Raw genomic sequence first — 21961 nt, 5'->3', positions numbered from 1 at the left:
AGGGAATCTCCTTGCCTGGTGTGGGTCGTGAGACACGACCTGTGGAGGGATCTGATACCGCCCGCAGGGCCCTTGACGAGCTGATATGACCCAAAGTGTATGTCCCATCACTCAGCGTGACTATGGCCGTGGCTGACCAATCAAGGACAGCCTGACCAGGTTCGGTTCAACGTCGCGTCGTGTCGTGGGCGAGGCGCCGGTCAAGCAGTGTGGCCAGTGGGATCGACTCGCCGTCTCGACCGCCGGCACCGATGACCAGCCGGGGTCGCGCCGGGGCGAGCCGGACGCCAACGAGCCGGGCGCGCAGGCTCGGCGGCACCGACAGCAGGTAGAGATTGTGATCCGTGCCGACCGCCAGCGATCGGTCTGCCTTCAGATACCAGCCATGCAGACCGGTCCGACACCGGCCCCAGCCTCGGTACGGGCGGGCGGTCAGCGGCACCGGTGCGAAGCCTCGGCGGGCAGCCTCGGCCACGAACCTGGCTAGCAGCGCGGCTGCCTCGTCGGCCTCCGCCGCCTGCAGCTGTCGCTGCGCGACCTCGTGTGCGGCGATCGCCTGCCGGCGCCGCCGCGCCCAGTCGTCCACCCGCCCACCCTACCCAGCATGATCGCGATCGCCGCCGCGCGGCGGCGCCGGCCCCCGAATGTTCCGCTTCGACGACACCGGGCGGCGGCTGGGCGAGGATCAACGACGATCAGCATCAGTACGGCAAGATGAGCGAGGCGATCACCGATGATTCCCGGGTGCACCTCGGCACCAACGGCTGCGGCATCCGCGTGGTGGACCGGCTCGGTGTCCGCCGTCACCGACCGGCGGATCGCCCCCGACCGGCGGCCCCGTATTCGGTCCGGCCAACCGCCGCCGGGCGGTTGCACGGCGGTCTACCAGGTCGTCGGCTCCTGGCAAAGCGGGTTGCAAGGAGAGGTCCGGGTGACCAACACCCAGCCGGGGCCAGCATACCCAGACCGGCGGCGACGTGACGGTCCGCGACGTCTGGTGAACGCCGACCTCGGTCCCAAAGAGAGGGCCACGCTGGTTTCCCTGGCCGACCAGGCAGCCAGCGACGGAGTACCGGTGGGGGTGAGCTGCGTCGCGGCCTGAGCCAGGTGGCGGGTCCATGACCTGGGGGGGCGGCGTCGACCTCGGTCGACGCCGCCCCCAGCGGTCATGCTGCGGTCGGGGCCGATCACCCTCGCGGGGCGCTGCCGGTCGGCTCGTCCACGTCGACGAACTCGATTCGCGCCTCGTCAAACCGCTCGCCGGGCCGGAGCACCGACCGGGTCATCGCCCCGGCCAGCCAGCCGAGGGCCACCCCGGCCGCCGCCGCACCGGCGAGCCACGCCCACGGCATGGCCAGACGACGGCCAGCGAGCGCGTCGACGGCAGCTCGCGCCCGGTGCCGTGCCTCCGCGCTGGCCGGGCCCATCCGCGATCCGGTCTCGGTGGCGAGGCTCGAGGTGTGCCGGCGGGCCAGGCGAGCGGCGTCGCCGGCGGAGTCGACCGCCGAGACCAGATGCGCCCAGGCCTGGTCGGTGACGCGTTGCGGCTTGCGGCGGCGCTCCATCAGATTGGTCGCGAACATGCTGCTACCTCCTCCAGCGCCACGGATGCCGGTAGCGCCCGGCGGCCGTGGCGCGCTGCGGTTGCCTCCACGTGCCCAGCCCTGGTCGGCGGCAAACCCCCTCGTCGGCGCGCCGTTACGGCTGTCTTCTGTCGTATCGGGCCGCTACTGTTGGGACGACAGCCGGCTCGGAGCCGGAGGCCGGTGGGGCACCAGAGGTTCGTGGTGAGCACTCAGGCGCTCCAAGCCTCTACGGATCGTGCCTGGTGTCCGTGCCGTAGCTCAGCGCGCAGGGGGCTATGATGCGGGATGTCTGATTGTTAGCGATTATTGTGCCCGTCGGATGCGGATCCGGCCCGGCGGAAGCTGGCGGCGACGCCCGTACCGGAATACTCTCGGTCGCGGCCCGCGTACTGACGAGACGCCCGGATGGGCGAGTGGAGGTGCTCGCGTGAGCCTGTCGGTTGTCACATCGACCCTGCCTGGCGCAGTGGTCGAGATTTCACCACAGGGTGAGATCGACGTGGATACCGCGCATGAGGTGCGTGAAGCGGTGCAGGCGGTGCTGACCAACGGCCGTCCGACCCGGATCCAGCTGAACATGCGGCTGGTGACGTTTATCGACTCGGTGGGCATCAGCGCAATGGTCGCCGGCTTTCAGGCGGCCGAGGTGAGCGGCATCAAGCTGGTGGTGACCGAGCCGAGTCGGTTCGTGCACCGTCAGTTGTGGGTGACCGGGCTGCTCGGCCTGTTCGGCGCGCCTGAGCCGTATGTCGGCGACAGCGCTGAGCGCGAGGTGCCGCTCTCCTGAACTCGCGGCGGTCGGTGGCGTCCGGCCGCAGCTCGAACGGCTGATTAGGGCCGTGTTAACACCCGGCGGTAGATCTTGTCGGTAGCGCTGTCCTGCCGGAAAATGGTCCATCGTGACATGGTTGCTGGTGGGTACCACCATTCTCCGGCGCTATGTCCTTCTTCGTCCGATCGGTCGGGGTGGGGTATCGGTCGTCTACCAGGCGATCGACGTCCACTCGGCCCGACCGTTCGCGATCAAGTTGCTGGCACCGGCCGCCGCCGACGACCGACGGGCCAGGGACGACATCCGCCGGGAGGCGTCGATCACCCAGCGGTTGCGGCATCCAAGTGTGCCCCGCGTCTACGACGTCGGCGAACTGCCGCTACCCGGGGGCGGCACGTCGTCGTATGTCGTCATGGAGCTGATCTGCGGCGAGTCGCTGGCTGACCGGCTGACCGGCGGTCCGTTGCCGTGGCCGACCGCAGTGCGCACGGCGGGCACCGCCGCAGACGTCCTGGCAGTGGCCCACCGGCGGGGCGTGGTGCACCGGGATCTCACCGCCGGCAACGTGATGTTGACCCGGTCCGGCGCTAAGATCATCGACTTCGGGCTGGCTCGGTTGGCGGGCCCGCCGGTGGCCGGCCGGTCGGCCGGCACGGTGGCTGGCTCCGGTCGACCGGGCGACGACGTCTACTCCCTCGGCGTCTTGCTCTACCACATGCTGACCGGGCGGTTGCCGTACCCGGGGGTCAGCCCGGGGTCGCCGGTGACCGGTGTGCGGACAGGGGCCCTGGCTCCCACTCCGGTGCTGGCGGTCGCCGGGTTGCCGCGTCCCGTGGCCGATCTCTGCCGGGCCTGCATGAGCAAGCGTCCGGAGAACCGACCGACCAGCGTCGAGGCGGCGTTCGCGCTCTGGGACCTGCTCGGCGACAGCGACAGCGGCGTCGGCCCAGATAGCGGCAGCGGCGTCGCCAGGGCGAGTCACGACGTTCTGCCCTGGATCTGGTAATTATCGGTCATGCTGGGGGATTGTGCAATATGTAGCAGATGTCCGGGAAGTGGCTCCGCCGTCGCGGCACGTCCGGCATCGTCAACGGCGAGGACCCTTTCCCGGCGCCCCGCGTCGGGAAAGGGTTCCTCCTTCGGCACCGGTCGGAGGTGCTGGTCGGATCAGCCGATCCGGAACGGCACCCGCAGGGTCGACGGACCGGCGTCGGCGTTCGCCACGTCAACCCGAACCGTGGTCGGTGCGTTGCCGATCGCATTCCACAACTCCAGCCGGACGCACCCGTTGCTCATCGCCCGGAACTCACCCGAGGCGGATTTCAGTCCGGCGCCCTGCCGGTAGGACTCCGTGCCGGGCACCGGGTCGGTGGCGAAGTAATGGTAGGTCTCCGTACGGCCGTAGCTGCCGGAGCCGGTGAAGTCGTACGACACCCGGGCCTGGATGCCCGCACCGACCGAGGTGCCTGCGTCCACCTGGAGGTCGAACGTGCTGGCCACCGACCGGTACGCACCGGTCAACCCGCAGGCCCGGAAGGTGACCGGACTGTGCGGCGTACCGTCGTGGTTCGCCCCGCCGGCCGACGGCACCGTGACCGTCGTCGCGTTCGTTCCGGCGGTGTTGCTCAGCACCCCGGCGGACCGCAGATGGAACAGGTCCGAGGTGACCGGCGGGGTGGTCGGATCCGGCGTGGGCGAGGTCGGCGGCGTGGGGGACAGGCTCGGTGACGGGTTCGGGGTGGTCGGGGCACCGGTAGCGTTGCCGCCGCTCCAGGTATGCGCCCCGGTGGTGGCGGTCCGGCCGGCCGGTACGGTCATCCGGGTGCCGTCGGAGAAGGTGACCGTGACCGGCGATGCGCTGATGTTGCTCGCCACATAGGTGCGGGCACCGTTGCGGTTGAACACCGCGTACAGGGCAGTGTTCGCGGTGACGCCGGTGTCGACCCGGCCCAACGCTGCCAGGTTGCGTACCCAGTGGAAGGTGTGCGCCCGGCTCTCGCCCTCTTCGACCGGGTAGTTGGGGTTCGCCCGCAGGTCGGTCAGGGCGCCGTTGGCGTCGCCCAGCGCCTGGAACGACCAGAGGATGTCCTGCCAGACCGTCGGCGGGCCGCCGTTGTTGGTGACCAGCGCGTTTCTGTTGGTGGCGATGTAGTCCGGCCGGTAGCCGAGATAGAGCGAGCCGCCGGTGACCGGCAACATGTTGATGCCCTGGATCATCTCCGGCTCGGCGCTGAACCAGGTGGCGTACGCTCCGCCGTCGCCCCAGACCATCCCGACCGACCGGTGGCCGAAGGAGGCCGGGAAGTTGGTGTCCGAGGAGTCGAACCAGTATTCCTGGATGGCCGCCGACTGGGTGGTGTAGATGTACAGCCCGGCGTCGCGGATCGCGGTGTTGCCGGTCGCCAGTCCCCACTGGATCAGGGCGTTGGCGAAGTTCATCCCCTCCGAGGACGACTCCTGGTTGTTGCCGGCGAAAAACGCTCCGTGCCCGGCGGCCCAGTCGTGGCCGGCGTAGATGTCGAAGTCGCGCAGGAACGGGAACATCGGGTCGTTGCGGTCCCAGCTGTTGGCGTCGCGGATCAGCAGGTCGACCATGCCGCCGTACTGGCTGGTCGACGCCCAGGTGGGGTCGAACTTGGCCAGCGTCGCGGCGGCGGCGATGTAGTAGCCGTAGTGGAAGTGGTGGTCGTTGAGGTCGGTGTCGGAGCCGTACGAGGCGGGGTAGCCGACCAGGGTGCCCCACGCCTGGTCGTAAAAGAACACCCGTTGCGTCTTGCCTGGACTGACGGTGAACCAGTCGGTCAGCCGGTTTCGGATGGCGGTGAGCAGATGGTCGCGTTGGGCGGTGCGGCCGAGCTGATCGGCGATCTCCGCCAGCCGGGCGGCCCGGCCGAGCGCCTTGCCGGTCCAGTAGGTGTCGTTGTCGAAGCCGGCGAGCGGGTCGCCGGACGCGGCCTGGTCCAGGTGTGCGGTGAGCGTGGCGAGGTCGGCCCCGACGCTGGTGGCCACCGCCGGCACCTCCGGCAGTACGCCGTGGAAGCGCATCGCGGTCCGGAACGACGTCGCACCGACCAGGTTGCGCATCGGGCCGCGGGCCGACACGTAGGTCTCGGCGATCGGGCTGCCGCCGTCGAGGTGCTTCCACTGGTGGGGGTAGAGGGAGACGACCGTGCCGGTGGCGGAGCCCTCCCGGGCCGTGGTGGTGAAGCTGTAGGTGGCGTCGACAGTGCTGCCGGCCTGGTCGTAACTCCAGCTGACCCGGGTGCCGGTGACGTGGGCGTGGGCGTACCGACCGTAGCTGTCCATCAGCGCGGTGCGCCGGGCGGCGCTGGTGCCGGCGCCGGTCGGCAGCAGCGCGACGGAGAAGTAGCTGCGGCCGGCGAGGGTGGAGCTGATGGTGGTCCCGTTGACGGACCAGGTCGCTCCGCTGGGGGCGTAGGCGACGTAGTCGTGGCCGCGCATGGAGAAGCCGACCCGGGTGCCGCTGTGGTGCCAGACCGTCGGGGTGCCGGGGAACGATAGCTCGGCGTTGCCGCCGGTGACCTGGGCGTATACGAACGGCAGGCCGTGGCCGACGGTCGCGCGCAGGGTACGGGTGCCGTCGGACCAGTACGGGCTGACCGTCCAGTCGGTCCAGCCGTCGACCTTGACGTCCGGGGCGTTGAGTCCGGCGACGCCGAGGGTGAACTCCCGGGTGTACGGGTAGTGGTATTCGCCGACGCCGGTCGACGTGCCGGAGATCGCCGCCTCGGTGGTGTAGGAGACGCCGAGCCCGCCAGCGGTCGGCTGGAACGACATCGGGTGGGCGTGCAGCGGGTCGGAGTAGGCACAGTTGTACCGCTTGAACAACAGCGACGACCACCAGTCGTTGGTCGGCACCGCGCCAGCCGGGGCGCTGCCCGTGACGTACTGCCGGGGGTTGGCGGAGATGCTGCCGCAGGCGGTCGGGGCGGCCGCGCCCGCCGGACGGGTGGTGGTGTAGCTGCCGGCGCCGACGATGGCGGCGTCGGCGGTGCGCAGTACGCCGAAGATCAGTCCGGTGGCGGCCAGCGCCGTCACGGTGGTGGCTGCCAGGATCCGGCGCGGCGTACGACCTGTTCGCGCGCCACGGATCGACAGGTTCATGGTGCCTCCGGGTTGGGTAGGGCGCGGTCCACGATCGCGAAAAATTTCACGACCATTAATGAGTTATTGCCAGGAGGTCACCAGACATGCGGGCTTCTGTCAATATCCCGACATGAAGTTTCGTGCATCCGGCACGGGGTCGTCGCGGTCTGTTGACAGCCGTACCGCTGCTGCTATATATCTAACTGTGAGAGCGCTCTCTCAGTCGCGCGAGCTGCAATGTGCCCAGCGTGAGCCGGGTGTGACTGCGTGGTGGTAGAGCGCTCTCGCATAGTTGCCGGTGGCCGTCGGTCGTTATGCCGATCGGTCTGCCGATGCTGCGCAAATAACTCCGTATGCTGATTCCGTCGCGGATAGAAAATGGGGGCGGTCGGCCGCCGACGTGGCCGTCCGCCCCCATGCGCGCGACGTCAGTACACCGACAGGTGCACGTGGTTGGTGTGGTCGCTGGACGGGTCGCCACCCGCACCGCTGTACGTCTTCCAGCCGCTGCTGGGCAGCCAGATCCGCTTGTACCAGATCACGTAGAGCACACCGAGCCGGTCGGCGTTGTTGATGTAGTAGTTCGCGAGGTTGTCGCCGTAGCTCTTGTCACCGCCGGTCGCCACTCCACCGAAGCCGTTGGGCTGGGCGGCGAAGTCACACGCCCGGCCCTTGGGGTGCTCGCCGGAGCTGCCGTTGCGGAAGCAGGACACGTAGCGGGTGAAGCCGGCAGCCTTCGCCTGGTTCAGGGCGTGCAGCGTACGGGGCGTGATGCAGCCGGAGGTGGTGGGGTCGTCGACGTTGCACGACTCGGCCGGCCAGGAACCGTTCGCGTTGCGCGGAGCCGGGGTCGCCGACGCGTTGGACGACCCGGATCCCGACGACCCGGATCCCGACGACCCGGAGCCGGAGGAACCGGATCCCGACGACCCGGATCCCGACGACCCGGAGCCGGAGGAACCGCTGGCGGCGGCCGCCCGTTCGGCCTCCTCCGCCGCCTGCTGCCTCGCCTGTTCCTCCGCCTGCTTCTCGGCGGCGACCGCGACGGCCAGTGCCCGCTCCGCCTGGTTCCGGCGCTGGTCCATGATGGTGACCTGCTTCTGCTGCTCCCGGATCTCATGCTCGATCGCGGCCTTGGACCTGGTCACCTGGTCACGGGTACGGTACAGCTCGCGGAGCTGCTTCTCCTCGTTGGCGGTCACCGCGCTCAGCGCCGCCGCCCGGTCGATGAACCCTTCCGGCGAGGTGCTGTTGAGTAGCGCGGAGACCGGGCCGAGCCGGCCGTTGCGGTACGCGCGGTCGACGATGTGCCCGACGTTCCTGTTCCGTTGCTCCAGTTCAGCACCGACCGTGTCGAGCTGCTCGGACAGCTTCTTCTGCCGGTCCTTCGAATGGTTGAGCGCCGCCTTGGCGTCGATCCAGCCCTTCGAGGCCGCATCGAGCTCCTTGCGCAGGCTGTCGGTGCCTCCCTCGCTGTCGACCCGGTCGGGCCGGTTGGCGGGCAGGGCGGCTCCGGCCGGCGAGCCGGTCGGGGTGCCGGTGACGGCCATCAGGGCGGCGGTCAACGCCGCCAATAACGTGAATCGGGTTTTTCTGTGGACTGTGCGCGACACTGTGCATTCCTTCCGTCAGCCGCCGACCGGGTTAGCTGACGGGTTCGGGACGGAAGATCCCTACCGCGTGACGCGGATGCACCCCAGGTACGTGGTTCCCCGGCTCGCCGTACGGCGATTAGGCGACGGCCTCCGCGGGCGCCGGAGGGGCGCCGCCCGAGCGGAGACCGGGGCCGAGACTACCGGCTCCCCGGGTCGTCGTCCCGGTATCGATAGCCATGTTATGTCTGGAAAAATCAGGAATATACGTATATCGTGGCTGTGACCGTCGCGGTAAGGTCACGAAACTTAAGCATCTGCTAATCACCAGTCGGCCGGTCCGCAGGAGTCGGCGGGGGCCAGCGGCTCGATCTGCAGCGTCGCGTGCTCGATACCGAACTCGTCGTGCAGGGCCGTCCGGGCGTCCCGCAGCACCGTGCCGATATCGGCCGACGGGGTCACGGCCAGGTGTGCCGAGGCCACCTCCATGCCCGGGGTGAGCGTCCAGACGTGGAGGTCGTGCACGTCGCAGACGCCCGGCACGATGGCCAGCCGGCGGTGGACCCGGGCGACCTCCACATGCTCCGGCGCCGCCTGCACCAGGATGCGCAGCGCGGCCCGGGCCAGCCGCCAGGTGCGCGGCAGGATGAACACCCCGACACCGACGGCGACCAGCGGGTCGGCGTACCACCAGCCGGTGGTGGCGATCACCGTGGCGGCCACCAGCACCCCCACCGAGCCGAGCAGGTCGCCGAGTACCTCCAGGTAGGCGCCCCGTACGTTGAGGCTCTCCCCGGCCCCCTGGCGCAGCAGGGCGAAGGCGACGATGTTGGCGAGCAGTCCGGCGACCGCCACCATCAGCATCGGGCCGACCGTCACCGGCTCTGGATCGGCGAACCGGCGGGCCGCCTCCACCAGGACGTAGAGCGCGACCCCGGCGAGCAGTACGGCGTTCGCCAGCGCGGCCAGCACCTCGAGGCGGTAGAGGCCGAAGGTTCGCTGCGGCTCCCCGGTCGGTCGCCGAGTCGCGGCTATCGCCGCGAGCGCCATGCCGATGCCGAGCACGTCGGTGAACATGTGCCCGGCGTCGGACAGCAGCGCCAGGGAGCCGGTGGCCAGCGCGGTGACCGCCTCGACGACCATGAAGCCCGCCAGCAGGGCGAAGGCGGCCCAGAGACGCCCGTAGTGTCGCTGGCCGGTGCTCCCGGCGCTGTGATCGTGTCCGACTCCCACGCCTGCCACCCTCCGTTGCCCGGCGTCTCGTCAGTAGACTAATGCTCACATAGCAATATGTGCAGTCGACTCCGGGTCGAGGTCGATGGTGACCAGCCGCTGCGTCGCCCGGGAGAGCGCGACGTAGAGCGTGCGCACCCCGGCCTCGGACTCGGCACGGATCTCCTCGCCGGCCACCAGCACCACCGCGTCGTACTCCATGCCCTTCGCCTGCAGGCTCGACACCACCTGTAGCCGGGAGGTCGTCAGCTCGCCGAGCCAGCCGGCGACCTCGTCCCGCCGGGCCACCGCGGCGATGACGCCGACCGTCCCCTCCACGGCGGCCAGCATCTCGGCGGTCGCGGTACGGACGGCAGCCGGCAGCACCGCCGCAGCTACCCGGTCCCGGCGCGGCGCCACCCCGGTCGATCGGACCGCCGTCGGCAACGGGGCGTCCGGAGCGACCTCGTGGATCACCTCGGCGGCCAGTTCGAAGATCTCCGCCGGGTTGCGGTAGTTCGTGGTCAGCTGGAACTCCCGCTGCGGCCGCCGCCCCAACGCCCGGTCCCGGGCCTGGGCGAGCTCGGCCGGATCTCCGGTCCACGCAGTCTGCGCCGGATCTCCGACCACTGTCCAGGAGGCGAGCCGGCCCCGGCGCCCGATCATCCGCCACTGCATCGGCGACACGTCCTGTGCCTCGTCGACCACCACGTGGGCGTACTCCCGGTAGTCGGCCGGCCGCTCCCGGGCGGCGGCACGGGCCGCCCGGTCCCGGTCGGCGAAGGTCGTCACCTCACGCACCCCGCCGGCCATCTGGAACGGATCCCGGTGCCGGCGGCGGGGCTGGGGTGGCCGGCCGAGCAGTTCGTCCAACTCGTCCAGCAGCGCCACGTCCGCGATCGTCAGCCCGTTGTCCGCCAGGTCACCGAACGAATCGGCCAGCACCGTGATCTCGGCCGGGTCGAGCACTCCCCGCGCGTACCGACGCAGCCGGTCCGGCCGAGCCAGCCAGCCCAGCACGTGTCGCGGCAGCAGCCGGGGCCACCAGGCCCGCAGGAAGTCCCGAAAATCGTCCCGGTCCGACAACTCGTCCTCGAACTCGGCCTGGCCGGGCAGCCGGGCCGGGGCCACCAACTGCCGGGCCTGCGCCCACAACGCCTCGAACAACCCGTCGATACCGGCCCGCCGGACCTCGTTGCGCCGTGCGCCCCGGGGCAGCGCGCGGGCTCGGATGCCGTCCAGCTCCGGGCCGCGCAGCCGCAGCAACTGCCCCCGGTAGAGCAGGCGTAGCTCGGTCGGCCCGTCCGGTACCGCGTCACGTACCGCCCGTTCCAGTACCCGCCGCATCCGTAGTGACCCCTTCAGCACGGCGACCGCCGCTGGATCCGTCCGGGTCGCCGACACTCCCGGTGGCAGCGACCCCAACGACCTCAGGGTGGCGCTCTCCTCGCCCAGGGCCGGCAGCACCGCGGCGATGTACTCGACGAAGACACCGGTCGGGCCGACGACCAGGATGCCGCCGCCAGCGAACCGGCTCCGGTCCGAATAGAGCAGGTACGCCGCCCGGTGCAGCGCGACCGCGGTCTTGCCGGTGCCAGGGCCGCCCGAGACGATCGTCACCCCGGTGGCGGGCGACCGGATCGCCTGGTCCTGCTCCTGCTGGATGGTGGCCACGATGTCGCGCATCCCACGTCCCTTGGCCTGGGCCAGGGTGGCCAGCAGCGCGCCGTCGCCGACCACCCGCATCCCGGCCGGCGCGGCCGCCGGATCGAGCAGATCGTCGGAGACGCCGGTGACCCGCTCGCCCCGGGACTGGATGGTGCGCCGCCGCACCACGCCCCGCGGTCGGGCCGGCGTCGCCTGGTAGAACGCGGCGGCGGCCGGGGCACGCCAGTCGATCAGCAGCGGCTCGGCCCGCTCGCCGCGCACGCCGAGCCGACCCACGTGCAACACCGCGCCGTCGCGTAGATCGAGCCGGCCGAACACCAGCCCTTCGTGCTCGGCGTCGAGCAGATGCCGCCGCCGGGCCGCGTGGAAGACCATCGCGTCGCGCTCCACCAGGGCGCCGACGTTGCCCACCCGGGCGAGGCGGTAGCCGTCCCGCTCGGCGCGTACCGCGTCCTGGCGTAGCTGCGCCAACCGGGCGTAGACCCGGTCGACGTGCCACTGCTCGGCGGCGATTTCTTGGTCCAACGTGGTGGCGTCGGTCAACGCTGCGGCTCCTGGGCGAGGGCGGGCCGGCCGGGGCAGGGCGGCCGGTCCGTCGGCGGACGGTCACGGCGCCGGGCAGCGACGGCGGAGCGTGGTGACCCCGTCACGTGATCGGACCCGGCAGCCTAACGACGTTACCGTCCGCGCGCCAGCCCGGTGCCGGCTCCCGGGGCACCCGGCGACCGCGCTCCGCCCTGCCGAGCCCGGATGGGGTCGCCAGGTGCCGCACCTGGCCAGCACGCCGGCTCCGGGCACCTCGTAGAGCCGGACCAGCCGGGCGACCGGGCGCCAGTTCCGCAGCGCCCGGGCCGCTCGACCGCCCGCGCAGCACCGCTCCGTCCGGTAGCCGGACGCTGAACTTCTGAGGCCTGCCCACCGTCGTCACCGCCGCCGATGTCGCTGGCGGTCCCGACTTGGACGCACCCCGGTAGGTCGGATCTGGAACCAGCACGGTGAGAAGACTCGCAACTGCCTTCCCGACCGGCCAGTAGCACGCCACGCTGCAACCATGTCGTCACCGTCGTTCCCGATGCCGGACTCCCGGGCACCGCGTCCGTCCGGCCCGCCACCACCCGATCACCCCGGCCCGGCCGAGGCGCTGGCTGAGCTGCTGGCCGGCAACCAGCGCTTCGTCACCGGACGACCACGGCACGGTCACGACGTGTCGGCGGCTGCGGCCAGCGCGGCGCTCGGCGAGCAGCATCCGATCGCGTTCGTGCTCGGCTGCATCGACTCGCGGGTGCCGCTGGAGGCGATCTTCGATCAGAACTTCGGCTCGATCTGCGTCGGACGGTCCGGCGCTCAGGTGCTGGACCAGGCGATCGTCGGGTCGATCGAGTTCGCCGTCGGCGCGTTGGGTGTGCCGTTGGTCATCGTGCTCGGACACGAGCGGTGCGGAGCGGTGGCGTCGACCATCAGCGCGCAACGCACCGGCAGCCGCCCGGCCGGCAGCATCGGGTACCTGGTGGAGCAGATCGCTCCGGCGGTGACCGAGGTCGGTGTCGGGCACCCCGACGTGCAGCCCCTCGCAGTACGGGCCAATGTGCGGCGGACCGTGCATCGGCTGCGGCAGGTGGAGTTGCTCGCCGCGGCGCTCGCGGACGGGCGGATCGACGTCACCGGCGGGGTCTACGACCTCGGAAACGGTCAGGTGGAACTGCTCAACTGAGCAGCCACCGCCACCACCAGCGACGGAAACGGCCCCGCCGGGCGTGTCGCCCGGCGGGGCCGTCCAAGGTCCGGGTCGTCGCCGACCCGTCAGATCATGCTCAGGCCTCGAAGACCCCGGCCTCGACGAGCCGCTTCTCGGTCAGCTCCCAGCCGTGACCCGGGTGGGCGGCCGCCAGCGCGTTGATCTCCAACCGGATCTTCGCGGCGTGGCCGGCACCGGCCAGCGACCGGATCTCCTCCACGAACGCGTCCGAGTCGGTACGCAGGTGAGCGGTCTTCCCGTTGGTGAGGTTGCGGACATAGGCGTGCTTGCCGCCGTTGAGCGGGATCAGGTACTTGAACTCGCCGAGGACGCTCAGGGCACCACCCTGACCGGCCTGGCCGGCGCGGACTGACGCGCGCGCGGTCTTGGAGGTGTTGCTCGCCACGGGGGGACTCCCTTGCAGGACTGACGGTACGGACAGGACTGGTGGTACGGGCAAGTCTGGTGGTACGGGCAGAGCTGGCGGTGCGGCTGATCACACGAACGGGTTCGTTGGGTGTCGGGCATACGCCGCCCTCATCTTACCGGACGGCTGGCCGCAGATCGGCTCGGCCACCTTGCGCTCGGCCATGGTTTCCGGCCGACCAGCAGGGACAACGACGCACCCGGAGCCGGCATTCCCAGCGGCGGGGCGGACCCGAGGAGTCGGGCGGCGACAATTTCCGTGACCAGTTCGCCGATTAACTGGCGCACCACCCGTCACACCAGTCATCATTGGTCCCACCGCCCGGTGGTCGAGGTCGTAGGGGAAGACGCACCTCGCTCTCCGGGAGGTCACCGTGCCAACGCGTGGCGTCGTATACGTCCACTCGACCCCGCTCGCCGTGTGCCCTCACGTCGAATGGGCGATATCGCGCGTCCTTGTCGCGCCGGTAAACCTGCACTGGACCGCTCAGCCGCTTGATCCGAACGGCCGACGTGCCGAGTGCAGCTGGACCGGCCGGGCGGGGACCGGGGCCGAGCTGGCCGCTGCCCTACGACAGTGGCCGATGACCCGCTTCGAAGTCACCGAGGAACCCAGCCCGGGTGCCGACGGGGAGCGGTTCATGCACGTACCCGGTCGCGGCCTGTTCCGGGCCACCATCGGGGCGGCCGGGGACATCCAGCTCGGCGAGGACCGGATCCGGGCGATCATCGCGGCGTCGCCGGCTCCCGAAGCGGTCGCGCACGCCCTCGACAAGGCGATGGGCACCGCCTGGGACACCGAACTCGAGCCGTACCGGCACGCCGGTGAAGGAGCGCCGGTGACTTTGCTCACCCGGGTGGGCTGACCCGGTCACCGGGTGAGAGACCCGGCCGGGTGAGCCGGGCACGAACCTACGCCAGCCGGCCACGGGTTGCCGCCGCGACCGTAGCCTGATGGGATGGCCGGTGTGCTCCCCTCACCCCGCGTAACCATCGCCTCCGTTCTGCTGGCTATCCTCGGTGTCACCAGCGGCTGCGCCGGACCCGGCGACCGGCCTGAAGCCAGCACTCCCAGCAGTCCAAAAGGCCCTTCCGGCGAACCGAAAGCCAGCCCTGCAGCGTCGCCGGCCGCCCAGCTGACCGCGACTCTCAGTGACGAGGACCTGGTCGGTCAGGTGCTGATGCCGTACGCGTACGGAGCGTCCGCGACCGAGGTCTCGCCGGGGTCGGCGGCCGGTAACCAGCAGCTCGCCGGAGTCGACACCCCGGCCGAGATGATCGACCGTTACCGGGTCGGTGGCCTGATCCTGGTCGGCTTCTCGGCCGACGACCCGACCGGCAGCAACCAACCCACCACCAACGTCGACAGCACCACCCAGGTGCGGGAGCTGACCACCGGGCTGCAGGACGCCGCCGGGCGGTTGCCCGCCGCCGAGCTGCCCGACGGCGTCGGCGAGCTGCCGCTGCTGATCGGCACCGACCAGGAGTTCGGCATCGTCACCCGGATCAACCAGGGGGTGACGCTGCTGCCCAGCGCGATGGCAGCCGGTGCGGCCGGGCAGCCGGAGCTGACCGAGGCGGCCTGGCGGGCGGCCGGTACCGAACTCGCGGCGCTCGGCGTCAACGTCGACTTCGCGCCGGTAGCCGACGTCCTCGGGGTGAACAGCACGGTGATCGGCTCCCGGTCGTACGGCGCCGACCCGGACGCGGCAGCCGGACAGGTCGCCGCCGCCGTCCGCGGCCTGCAGGCGGCCGGCGTCGCGGCCACCCTCAAGCACTTCCCGGGGCATGGCCACACCGCTGTCGACTCCCACGGCGACCTGCCCGTGCTCGACCAGGACCGGACCGCTCTCGTCGCCGCCGACCTGCCGCCGTTCGTGGCCGGCATCGACGCCGGCGCCGGCCTGGTGATGTCCGGACACCTGGACGTCGCGGCGGTCGACCCGGGGGTGGCGGCGACGTTCTCCCGCAAGGTCCTCACCGACCTGCTCCGCGGCGAACTCGGCTTCGACGGGGTGGTGGTCACCGACGGGATGAACATGGCGCCGGCCCGCGTGTTGTCGCCCGGCGACGCGGCCGTCGCGGCGATCAACGCCGGGAACGACCTGATCCTCATGCCGCCGGACGTGACGGCCGCATACGAGGGTCTGCTCGCCGCGCTGCGCGACGGGTCACTGCCCCGGGCGCGACTTGTGCAGGCGGTCACCCGGGTGCTGACCCTCAAACAGCGGCTCGCCGAGGAGCCCACCCCGCCGATGACGGTGCTCGGTGCCGAAGACCACTACGCAGCCGCCCGGCGGTTGGCCGCCGCCGCCGTTACCCAGGTGCGTGGGAACTGCGCCGGGGTCGACGGGCCGGTGACCGTCACCGCCTCGGGTGGCCGGGAGCGTACCCGGGCGCTGTTGATCGAGGAGTTGCGCGCCGCCGGCGTCGAGGTGGTCGGCCAGGGCGGTACGGTCGTGCACCTGGTCGGCTACGGCGACGGCCCGTCCGACCTGAACGTCGACGCGGCGGTGACTGTTGCCATGGACACCCCGCACCTGCTTGCCGAGGCCCGGTCCGCGACGTTGCTGGCCACCTACTCCTCGAGCCCGGCGTCGATGTCCGCGCTGGCCGACGTACTGCGGGGTGCCGTACCGGCGCCCGGCCGGTTGCCGGTGCCAGTGTCCGCCCTGCCCGCCACCAGCTGCACCGGCTGACAACGCGCGTCGACCAGGCGCCAGCGGCGCTCCGGCCGTGGCGGGCCGGAGCGCCGCCGGCTGTCGTCGTGACCCGGTCGGCTATCAGACCCGGGTGAAGACGAGCGCGACGTTGTGCCCACCGAATCCGAACGAGTTGTTCAACGCGGCGGGTACGTCCATCGGTCGAGCCTTCTGCGCTGCCACGTCGAGGTCGAGCTGGTCGTCCGGGTCGTCCAGGTTGATTGTCGGCGGGACGACGCTGTCGCGGATCGCCAGGATGGTGGCGATCGACTCCAACGCGCCGGCCGCACCCAGCAGATGGCCGGACATCGACTTGGTCGCGGTCAGCACCGGGTGGTCGCCGATCGCTTCGCGTAGCGCCACCAGCTCGGCGAGGTCGCCGGCCGGGGTCGAGGTGGCGTGCGCGTTGACGTGCACGATGTCGCCGCCGGATGCTCCGGCGTCGGCGAGGGCCAGCCGGATCGCCCGGGCCGCGCCGAGCCCTTCGGGGTGCGGCTGCACCATGTCGTACCCGTCGGAGGTGAGCCCGGCCCCGGCGAGCCGGGCGTACACCCGGGCGCCGCGGGCCGCCGCGTGCTCGGCCCGTTCCAGCACCACGACGCCGGCACCCTCACCGAGGACGAACCCGTCGCGGGCCTTGTCCCATGGTCGCGACGCCCGTTCCGGGTCGTCGTTGCGGGTGGACATGGCCCGCATCGCGGCGAAACCGGCGATCGGCAGGCCGTGCACCACGGCCTCGGTGCCGCCGGCCATCACCACGTCGGCCCGGCCGGCCCGGATCATGTCCAGGCCGAGCGCGATCGCCTCCGCGCCGGTCGCGCAGGCGCTGGCGACCGAGTGGACGCCGGCCTGCGCGCCGAACTTCAACCCGACCCAGGCGGCCGGGCCGTTGGGCATCAGCATCGGTACGGTGTGCGGCGACACCCGTCGGGGCCCGGAGGCTTCCAGGATGTCGTCCTGGGCGAGCAGGGTGAGCGCGCCGCCGATGCCGGAACCGATGCTGACGCCGAGCCGTTCCCGGTCGACGCCGGCGTCGCCCAGCCCAGCGTCCGTCCACGCCTCACCTGCGGCGATCAGCGCGATCGCCTCGGATCGGTCCAGCCGGCGCAGCTTGACCCGGTCCAACCGTTCGGCGGGTTCGGACGCCAACTCGGCGGCGATCCGGACCGGCAGCTGCGCGGCCCAGTCGTGGGTGAGCTTGTCGACTCCGGACTTGCCGTTGAGCATGGCATCCCAGGTCGCCGCGACGTCCCCGCCGAGCGGGGTCGTCGCGCCGAGCCCGGTGACGACGACGTCGACCATCGTCACGCCTGCGTCTCGATGTAGGCGACCGCGTCGCCGACGGTCTTGAGGTTCTGCACCTCGTTGTCCGGGATCTTCACGCCGAACTTCTCCTCGGCGGCCACCACGACCTCGACCATGGAGAGCGAATCGACGTCCAGGTCATCGGTGAACGACTTGTCGCCGGCCACGTCGTCCGGGTTGACCCCGGCGACCTCTTCGAGGATCTCGGCGAGGCCGGCGGTGATCTCGTCACGGGTCATGGGTTTCTACTTTCCTCTCGGTTGAACCAATGATGCCTGCCGGATCGGCGGGCGGCCCGCTCCACCTCGGAGCGGGCGGTAGGAGCTTACGGGCAGCGGACGACCTGCCCGGCGTAGGTGAGTCCACCGCCGAAGCCGAACAGCAGCACCGGGGCGCCGGACGGGATCTCCCGCCGCTCGACCAGCTTCGACAGCGCCAACGGCACACTGGCCGCCGAGGTGTTTCCGGACTCGACGATGTCCTTGGCGACGACCGCGCCGGGCATCCCGAGCCGCTTGGCGATGCCGTCGATGATCCGGGCGTTTGCCTGGTGGGGGACGAAGGCGGCGATTTCCGTCGGGTCGACCCCGGCGCGCTCGCAGGCATGCAGGGCCAACGGGGCGAGCGCGGTGGTCGCCCACCGGAACACCGACTGGCCCTCCTGCTCGATGTACGGCCGCCAACCCTCGATGCGTACCGCGTCGCTCTTGTCCGGAACCGAGCCCCAGACCACCGGTCCGATCCCGGCCGGCTCGTTGCCGCCGGTGGCGGTGACCACGGCGGCACCGGCGCCGTCGCCGAAGATGATGCAGGTGGAGCGGTCGGTCCAGTTGGTGAAATCGGAGAGCTTCTCCGCGCCGATGACGAGGGCGTTACGTGCGGCACCGGCCCGTACGGCGTGGTCGACGGTGCCGAGCGCGTAGCTGAAGCCCGAGCAGGCGGTGTTGATGTCGTACGCGCCTGGGGCGGTGATGCCGAGCCGGGCCGCGACCCGGCAGGCGACGTTCGGGCTGCGGTCGATGGCGGTGCAGGTCGCTACCACCACCAGGTCGATGTCGACCGCGGTGAGGCCGGCGTTGGCCAGCGCCTTCTCGGCCGCCGCCGAGGCCATGTCGGCGACGGTCTCCGAGTCGGCGATCCGGCGGGTGACGATACCGACACGGTCCCGGATCCAGGCGTCGTCGGTCTCCACCAGTTGGGCGAGTTCGTCGTTGGTGACCACCCGGGAGGGCTGGTAGTGCCCGAGTGCCACGATCTGCGATCCGGTCATGGTTGCTGCCTTTCCCGGCGCGCTGTCGGGGCGCGCGCTCACAGTGCGGAACCGCTGATCCGGGCCAGCGGCTGGCCCGGTGCGACCGGGTCGTCGTGGTGGGCGAGCCATTCGGTGAGCACACCGGCGTCGTGTGCGGCGACCTCGACCGGACCCTGCCGGGTGGTGACGTGTCCGATGATCTGACCGGCGGTGAGCGGGTCGCCCTCGGCGAGTCCGGCAGCTGGTTCGAAGGTGCCGGCGCTGGCCGACACGACGACCCGGAACTGCCTGGTGGGCTCGTGACTGGGGGCCATTCCGTGCCGGGCGATCAGGGCCCGCGCCGCAGGCAGGTCGTCCGGGGTCTTCAGGGTGACGATCTCCGGCACGCCGCGGTCCTTGAACTCCCGCTTGATTAGACCGGCGAGGGTGCCGGCCGGTGGCAGCTCCAGTATTCCGGTGACACCGAGGTCCGCCAGGGTGTGCATGCACAGATCCCAGCGCACCGGTGCGGTCACCTGCCGGACGAGGCGTTGCAGCAGTTCCCGGCCGTGGTCGACGGCCGCGCCATCGAGGTTGGACAGCAGAATTCGGGTGGGGTCGGCCGGGATGATCCCGGCGGCGACGCTCGCGAGCGCCTGCTCGGCCGGGGCCATGTACGGGGTGTGGAACGCCCCGGCTACCTGCAGCACCGCCACCCGGACCCGGGCCGGCGGCTCGGCGACGAACTTCTCCAGTTGGCCGGTGGCTCCGGCCACCACGATCTGACCGGCTCCGTTGTGGTTCGCCGGGTGCAGTCCGTGACGGTCGATCGCGGCCAGCACCTCGTCCCGGTCGCCGCCGAGCACGGCGGCCATCCCGGAGGGTTCCAGCGCGCAGGCGGCGGCCATCTCCCGGCCCCGGACCGCGGCCAGCGTGATGGCCGACTCGGCGGGCAGGACCCCGGCCAGCGACGCGGCGGCGAGTTCGCCGACGCTGTGACCGGCGACGACGGCGACGTCGTACAGCCCGCCCCGACGGTGCCCGGCCGGTGATCCGCCAGGCAGGTGTTCGGCGGCGAGCAGGGCCGCGGCGACCAGCAGCGGCTGGGTGCGAGCGGTGTCCTTGATCTCGTCGGCGTCGGCGGTGGTGCCGAGGTGCACCAGGTCGACCCCGGCGAGCGCGGACCACCACCGCAGGCGGGCCTCGGCGCCGGGCAGGTCGAGCCACGGGGTGAGGAAGCCGGGCTTCTGGGATCCCTGGCCGGGGGAGAGTACGGCGAGCACGGCTATGACTCTTCCTGATACCCACGGGTCACTTGGGTGCGCTGAGATACCAATCCGCACTACCGCCGTTGGAGGATTCCTACAAATATCGTCGGATGTGCACGTCTTTTGCCCGCAAATGTTGCTCGGAAGCGCGTTCAGCCAGGTGAGGTGCGCAGCAGCGGCGGGGGATCCAGCCGGCCGATCGCCAGGGCCATCTGCAGCGCGTACGCGTCGCGGGCGGCGAACGGCGACAGCCCGGTCACCTCACCGATGCGCCGCAGTCGGTAACGCACCGTGTTCGGATGTACGAACAGTGCCCGCGCTGTCGCCTCCAGCACGGCCCCGGCGGCGAAGAACGCGTCCAGGGTCTCCAGCAGTTGCCCGCCGGCCCGGACCAGGGTTCCGTACACGTCGCGGCGCAGCCGACGGCGGGCCTCGGGATCACCGGCGAGGGCCCGCTCCGGCAGCAGATCGGTCGCCGCGACCGGGCGGGGCGCCGCCGGCCAGGCCGGCGCCGCTCGGTATCCGGCCAGCGCAGCCCGAGCCGACTCGGTCGCCTCGTCCAGGCTGGCCACCATCGGTCCGACCACCACCGGGCCGGCGCCGAACGCGCTCAGCAGCTTGCCGGTCGCCGCCGCGGGATCGGCCGCCCCGCCCAGCACCACCACCAGCCGGTCATTGTGCACCCCGCCGATCGTCTCCACCCCGATCCGCCGGGCGGCCCGGTAGACGATCTGCAGAACCGCGCTGACCTCGCCGCCCGGTGACCGCCCCACCACCACCGACACCGGCGAGGCATCGGTCCAGCCCAGCGCGGCGGCCCGGCTGGCCAGCACGTCCGACGAGTCGCCGCGCAGCAGCGCGTCGACCAGCAGCGCCTGCAGCCGGGCGTCCCAGGCGCCGCGCGACTCCGCCGCCCGCGCGTACACCCGGGCGGCGGCGAAGGCGATCTCCCGGGAGAACCGCAGCACCGCCTCGCGCAGCAGCGACTCCTCGCCGGTCGCGGCCAGGTGCGGCACCTGCGCCTCGACCACGTCGATGGTGACCTTGATCAGGGCGACAGTGTGCTGCAGGCTGATCGACCGGGCCAGCGCCCGCGGCGCCGCGGCGAAGACCTCGTCGGAGACCTCCTGCGGGCTCCCGTTCGCGCCGCCACCGTCGCGCAGCCACTCCACCAGGGACCGCACCCCGGCCTGGGCGATCACCATCACCCAGGAACGCTGGTCGGCGGGCAGCTCCCGGAACCAGGGCAGGGTCTCGTCCATCCGGGCCACGCTCGCGGTCGCCAGTGCCCCGGCCGACCGCTCGATACGACGCAGGGTCGCGGTGAGCCCGGCGTCGTTGCGCTTGGTCGCCACCCCGTCAGGGTGTCACGGCCAGCGGGCACGCCCGCGCCGGCCGTGCCAACATGTGCTGATGATCGCCCGTCCGCCGCTGGTCGTACCGCTGCTGGCCCTGCTCGTCCTCGCGGCGCTGACCACCGGTCTGGTGGTGGCTCCCGCGTTGGTCGCCCGACTGGACGCCCCGGTGACCGACGGGCTGCGGGCCTACGCCGCCGACCGGCCGACGCTGGTGGCGGTCCTGAGGGCCGCCACCGATCTGGCGGCGACGCTGTCGTTCCTGGCCGTCGGAGTCGCCGCGACCACCCTGTTCGCCCTGCGCCGGGACCGGCCCCGGGCCTGGTTCTGCGCGACGGTGACCGTCGCGGCCCCGGTCAGCTGGCAACTGGGGCAGTGGCTGCTGCACCGGCCCCGCCCGGCGGACGGCTTCGTGACGATCGCCGCCAACGGCTTCCCCAGCGGGCACACCACCAACGCCGCGGCTGCGGCGTTCGCGGTCGTCCTGCTGGTCTGGCCCGGGGTACGGCGTACCGGGCGGTTGCTGGTGGCGGTGCTCGCCGGAGCTGGCGCGCTGTTCATCGCGGCGACCCGGCTGGTGCTGCTCGCGCACTGGCCGGTCGACGTGATCGGCGGCGCCTTGGCGGCGGTGACGGTGGTGGCGCTGGCTGCCCGCCTCTGGTCACCACGGGCGGGGGGGCCGGCGGCGGCTGGCCTGGTACCTGGCAAGGTGTCGTCTCGGGACGGCTCGTGCGAGGTGAGGAGTTCGTGATGGCGTACCTGGGGGCTGGCCACAGCGGCGGCGTCGAGCGGGACCATCCGGGGGAGCGGGACCAACCGTCACCCGGTCGGACGTTGACCGGGCAGGGAACCGGCCGGGGCGGCCCGGCCGACCCGCGGCCGCCGTCGACCTGCTGCGCGGGGCAACGGGGCTGGGCGAGCGCGCACCGTCACCTCGGGGTCCGGCCGAACTCCCGGGTGGTACGTCGGGAACGCCCGCCGCACCGCTGGTGCTGACACGGC

The 21961-nt window shown here is 71.6% G+C and carries 19 protein-coding genes and 1 riboswitch; of the genes, 7 read left to right on the top strand and 12 right to left on the bottom strand.

The window, feature by feature from the left end:
- Positions 1–166: 166 nt before the first annotated feature.
- Together ACFHWU_RS02370 and ACFHWU_RS02365 are read right to left on the bottom strand one after the other, a co-directional pair.
- Positions 167–586 carry a hypothetical protein gene (locus tag ACFHWU_RS02370; RefSeq protein WP_416589695.1) on the bottom strand — a complete coding sequence of 140 codons (420 nt, stop codon included), beginning with the start codon at positions 584–586 and terminating at the stop codon, positions 167–169.
- 601 nt (positions 587–1187) lie between these two features.
- Complete coding sequence (locus ACFHWU_RS02365; RefSeq protein WP_416556298.1) at positions 1188–1583, bottom strand: hypothetical protein; 396 nt, start codon at positions 1581–1583, stop codon at positions 1188–1190.
- A gap of 430 nt (positions 1584–2013) precedes the next feature.
- Between ACFHWU_RS02365 and ACFHWU_RS02360 the strand changes: the two genes are divergently transcribed.
- Both ACFHWU_RS02360 and ACFHWU_RS02355 read left to right on the top strand, forming a co-directional pair.
- Complete coding sequence (locus tag ACFHWU_RS02360) at positions 2014–2373, top strand: STAS domain-containing protein (protein ID WP_278170530.1); 360 nt, start codon at positions 2014–2016, stop codon at positions 2371–2373.
- Positions 2374–2485: 112 nt separating this feature from the next.
- Positions 2486–3364 carry a serine/threonine-protein kinase gene (locus tag ACFHWU_RS02355; protein WP_416567513.1) on the top strand — a complete coding sequence of 293 codons (879 nt, stop codon included), beginning with the start codon at positions 2486–2488 and terminating at the stop codon, positions 3362–3364.
- 161 nt (positions 3365–3525) lie between these two features.
- On the opposite strand, the gene ACFHWU_RS02350 is transcribed toward ACFHWU_RS02355, so the two are convergent.
- The 4 genes from ACFHWU_RS02350 to ACFHWU_RS02335 form a co-directional block, all read right to left on the bottom strand.
- Complete coding sequence (locus ACFHWU_RS02350; RefSeq protein WP_416567514.1) at positions 3526–6483, bottom strand: glycosyl hydrolase; 2958 nt, start codon at positions 6481–6483, stop codon at positions 3526–3528.
- Positions 6484–6893: 410 nt separating this feature from the next.
- On the bottom strand, positions 6894–8039 hold the full coding sequence (locus ACFHWU_RS02345; RefSeq protein WP_416589694.1) for a coiled-coil domain-containing protein: 1146 nt from the start codon (positions 8037–8039) through the stop codon (positions 6894–6896).
- Positions 8040–8082: 43 nt separating this feature from the next.
- Positions 8083–8213, bottom strand: a riboswitch (cyclic di-AMP (ydaO/yuaA leader).
- Positions 8214–8381: 168 nt separating this feature from the next.
- Positions 8382–9290: a cation diffusion facilitator family transporter gene (locus ACFHWU_RS02340; RefSeq protein ID WP_416556301.1), complete on the bottom strand. Its 909-nt coding sequence runs from the start codon at positions 9288–9290 to the stop codon at positions 8382–8384.
- Positions 9291–9335: 45 nt separating this feature from the next.
- On the bottom strand, positions 9336–11480 hold the full coding sequence (locus ACFHWU_RS02335) for a HelD family protein (protein ID WP_416589693.1): 2145 nt from the start codon (positions 11478–11480) through the stop codon (positions 9336–9338).
- Between the two features lie 508 nt (positions 11481–11988).
- Here ACFHWU_RS02335 and ACFHWU_RS02330 point away from each other — a divergent pair.
- On the top strand, positions 11989–12648 hold the full coding sequence (locus ACFHWU_RS02330; protein ID WP_416556303.1) for a carbonic anhydrase: 660 nt from the start codon (positions 11989–11991) through the stop codon (positions 12646–12648).
- Between the two features lie 100 nt (positions 12649–12748).
- Here the strand turns inward: ACFHWU_RS02330 and ACFHWU_RS02325 are convergent, their stop codons facing one another.
- Positions 12749–13078 carry a hypothetical protein gene (locus tag ACFHWU_RS02325; RefSeq protein ID WP_278170518.1) on the bottom strand — a complete coding sequence of 110 codons (330 nt, stop codon included), beginning with the start codon at positions 13076–13078 and terminating at the stop codon, positions 12749–12751.
- A 394-nt stretch (positions 13079–13472) separates the two neighbouring features.
- Between ACFHWU_RS02325 and ACFHWU_RS02320 the strand changes: the two genes are divergently transcribed.
- Both ACFHWU_RS02320 and ACFHWU_RS02315 read left to right on the top strand, forming a co-directional pair.
- Positions 13473–13964 carry a DUF3145 domain-containing protein gene (locus ACFHWU_RS02320; protein WP_416556304.1) on the top strand — a complete coding sequence of 164 codons (492 nt, stop codon included), beginning with the start codon at positions 13473–13475 and terminating at the stop codon, positions 13962–13964.
- 93 nt (positions 13965–14057) lie between these two features.
- On the top strand, positions 14058–15797 hold the full coding sequence (locus ACFHWU_RS02315; protein WP_416556305.1) for a glycoside hydrolase family 3 protein: 1740 nt from the start codon (positions 14058–14060) through the stop codon (positions 15795–15797).
- An 84-nt stretch (positions 15798–15881) separates the two neighbouring features.
- On the opposite strand, the gene fabF is transcribed toward ACFHWU_RS02315, so the two are convergent.
- The 5 genes from fabF to ACFHWU_RS02290 form a co-directional block, all read right to left on the bottom strand.
- On the bottom strand, positions 15882–17108 hold the full coding sequence (fabF, locus tag ACFHWU_RS02310) for a beta-ketoacyl-ACP synthase II (protein ID WP_416589692.1): 1227 nt from the start codon (positions 17106–17108) through the stop codon (positions 15882–15884).
- The gene (locus tag ACFHWU_RS02305) at positions 17105–17344 is read right to left on the bottom strand and encodes an acyl carrier protein (protein ID WP_123602866.1); all 240 of its coding nucleotides are present in this window, start codon (positions 17342–17344) and stop codon (positions 17105–17107) included. The genes fabF and ACFHWU_RS02305 overlap by 4 nt, the downstream gene beginning before the upstream one ends.
- Before the next feature lie 86 nt (positions 17345–17430).
- The gene (locus ACFHWU_RS02300) at positions 17431–18375 is read right to left on the bottom strand and encodes a beta-ketoacyl-ACP synthase III (protein ID WP_416589691.1); all 945 of its coding nucleotides are present in this window, start codon (positions 18373–18375) and stop codon (positions 17431–17433) included.
- 38 nt (positions 18376–18413) lie between these two features.
- Positions 18414–19619, bottom strand: coding sequence for an acyltransferase domain-containing protein (locus ACFHWU_RS02295; protein WP_416589690.1), 1206 nt, complete (start codon positions 19617–19619; stop codon positions 18414–18416).
- Between the two features lie 137 nt (positions 19620–19756).
- A complete protein-coding gene (locus ACFHWU_RS02290) occupies positions 19757–20959 on the bottom strand; it encodes a PucR family transcriptional regulator (RefSeq protein WP_416589689.1) in 1203 nt (400 codons plus the stop codon).
- 58 nt (positions 20960–21017) lie between these two features.
- Between ACFHWU_RS02290 and ACFHWU_RS02285 the strand changes: the two genes are divergently transcribed.
- Together ACFHWU_RS02285 and ACFHWU_RS02280 are read left to right on the top strand one after the other, a co-directional pair.
- Entirely contained in the window at positions 21018–21710 is a 693-nt protein-coding gene (locus tag ACFHWU_RS02285; protein WP_416567519.1) for a phosphatase PAP2 family protein, read from the top strand.
- The gene (locus ACFHWU_RS02280; protein ID WP_416556311.1) at positions 21710–21955 is read left to right on the top strand and encodes a hypothetical protein; all 246 of its coding nucleotides are present in this window, start codon (positions 21710–21712) and stop codon (positions 21953–21955) included. The genes ACFHWU_RS02285 and ACFHWU_RS02280 overlap by 1 nt, the downstream gene beginning before the upstream one ends.
- Positions 21956–21961 lie beyond the last annotated feature (6 nt).

The organism is Micromonospora sp. LOL_015 (assembly GCF_048060275.1).
GTDB lineage: Bacteria > Actinomycetota > Actinomycetes > Mycobacteriales > Micromonosporaceae > Micromonospora_E.
The sequence above is the reverse complement of the archived record's forward strand: the minus strand, read 5'-3'. Positions and strand labels throughout refer to the sequence as shown.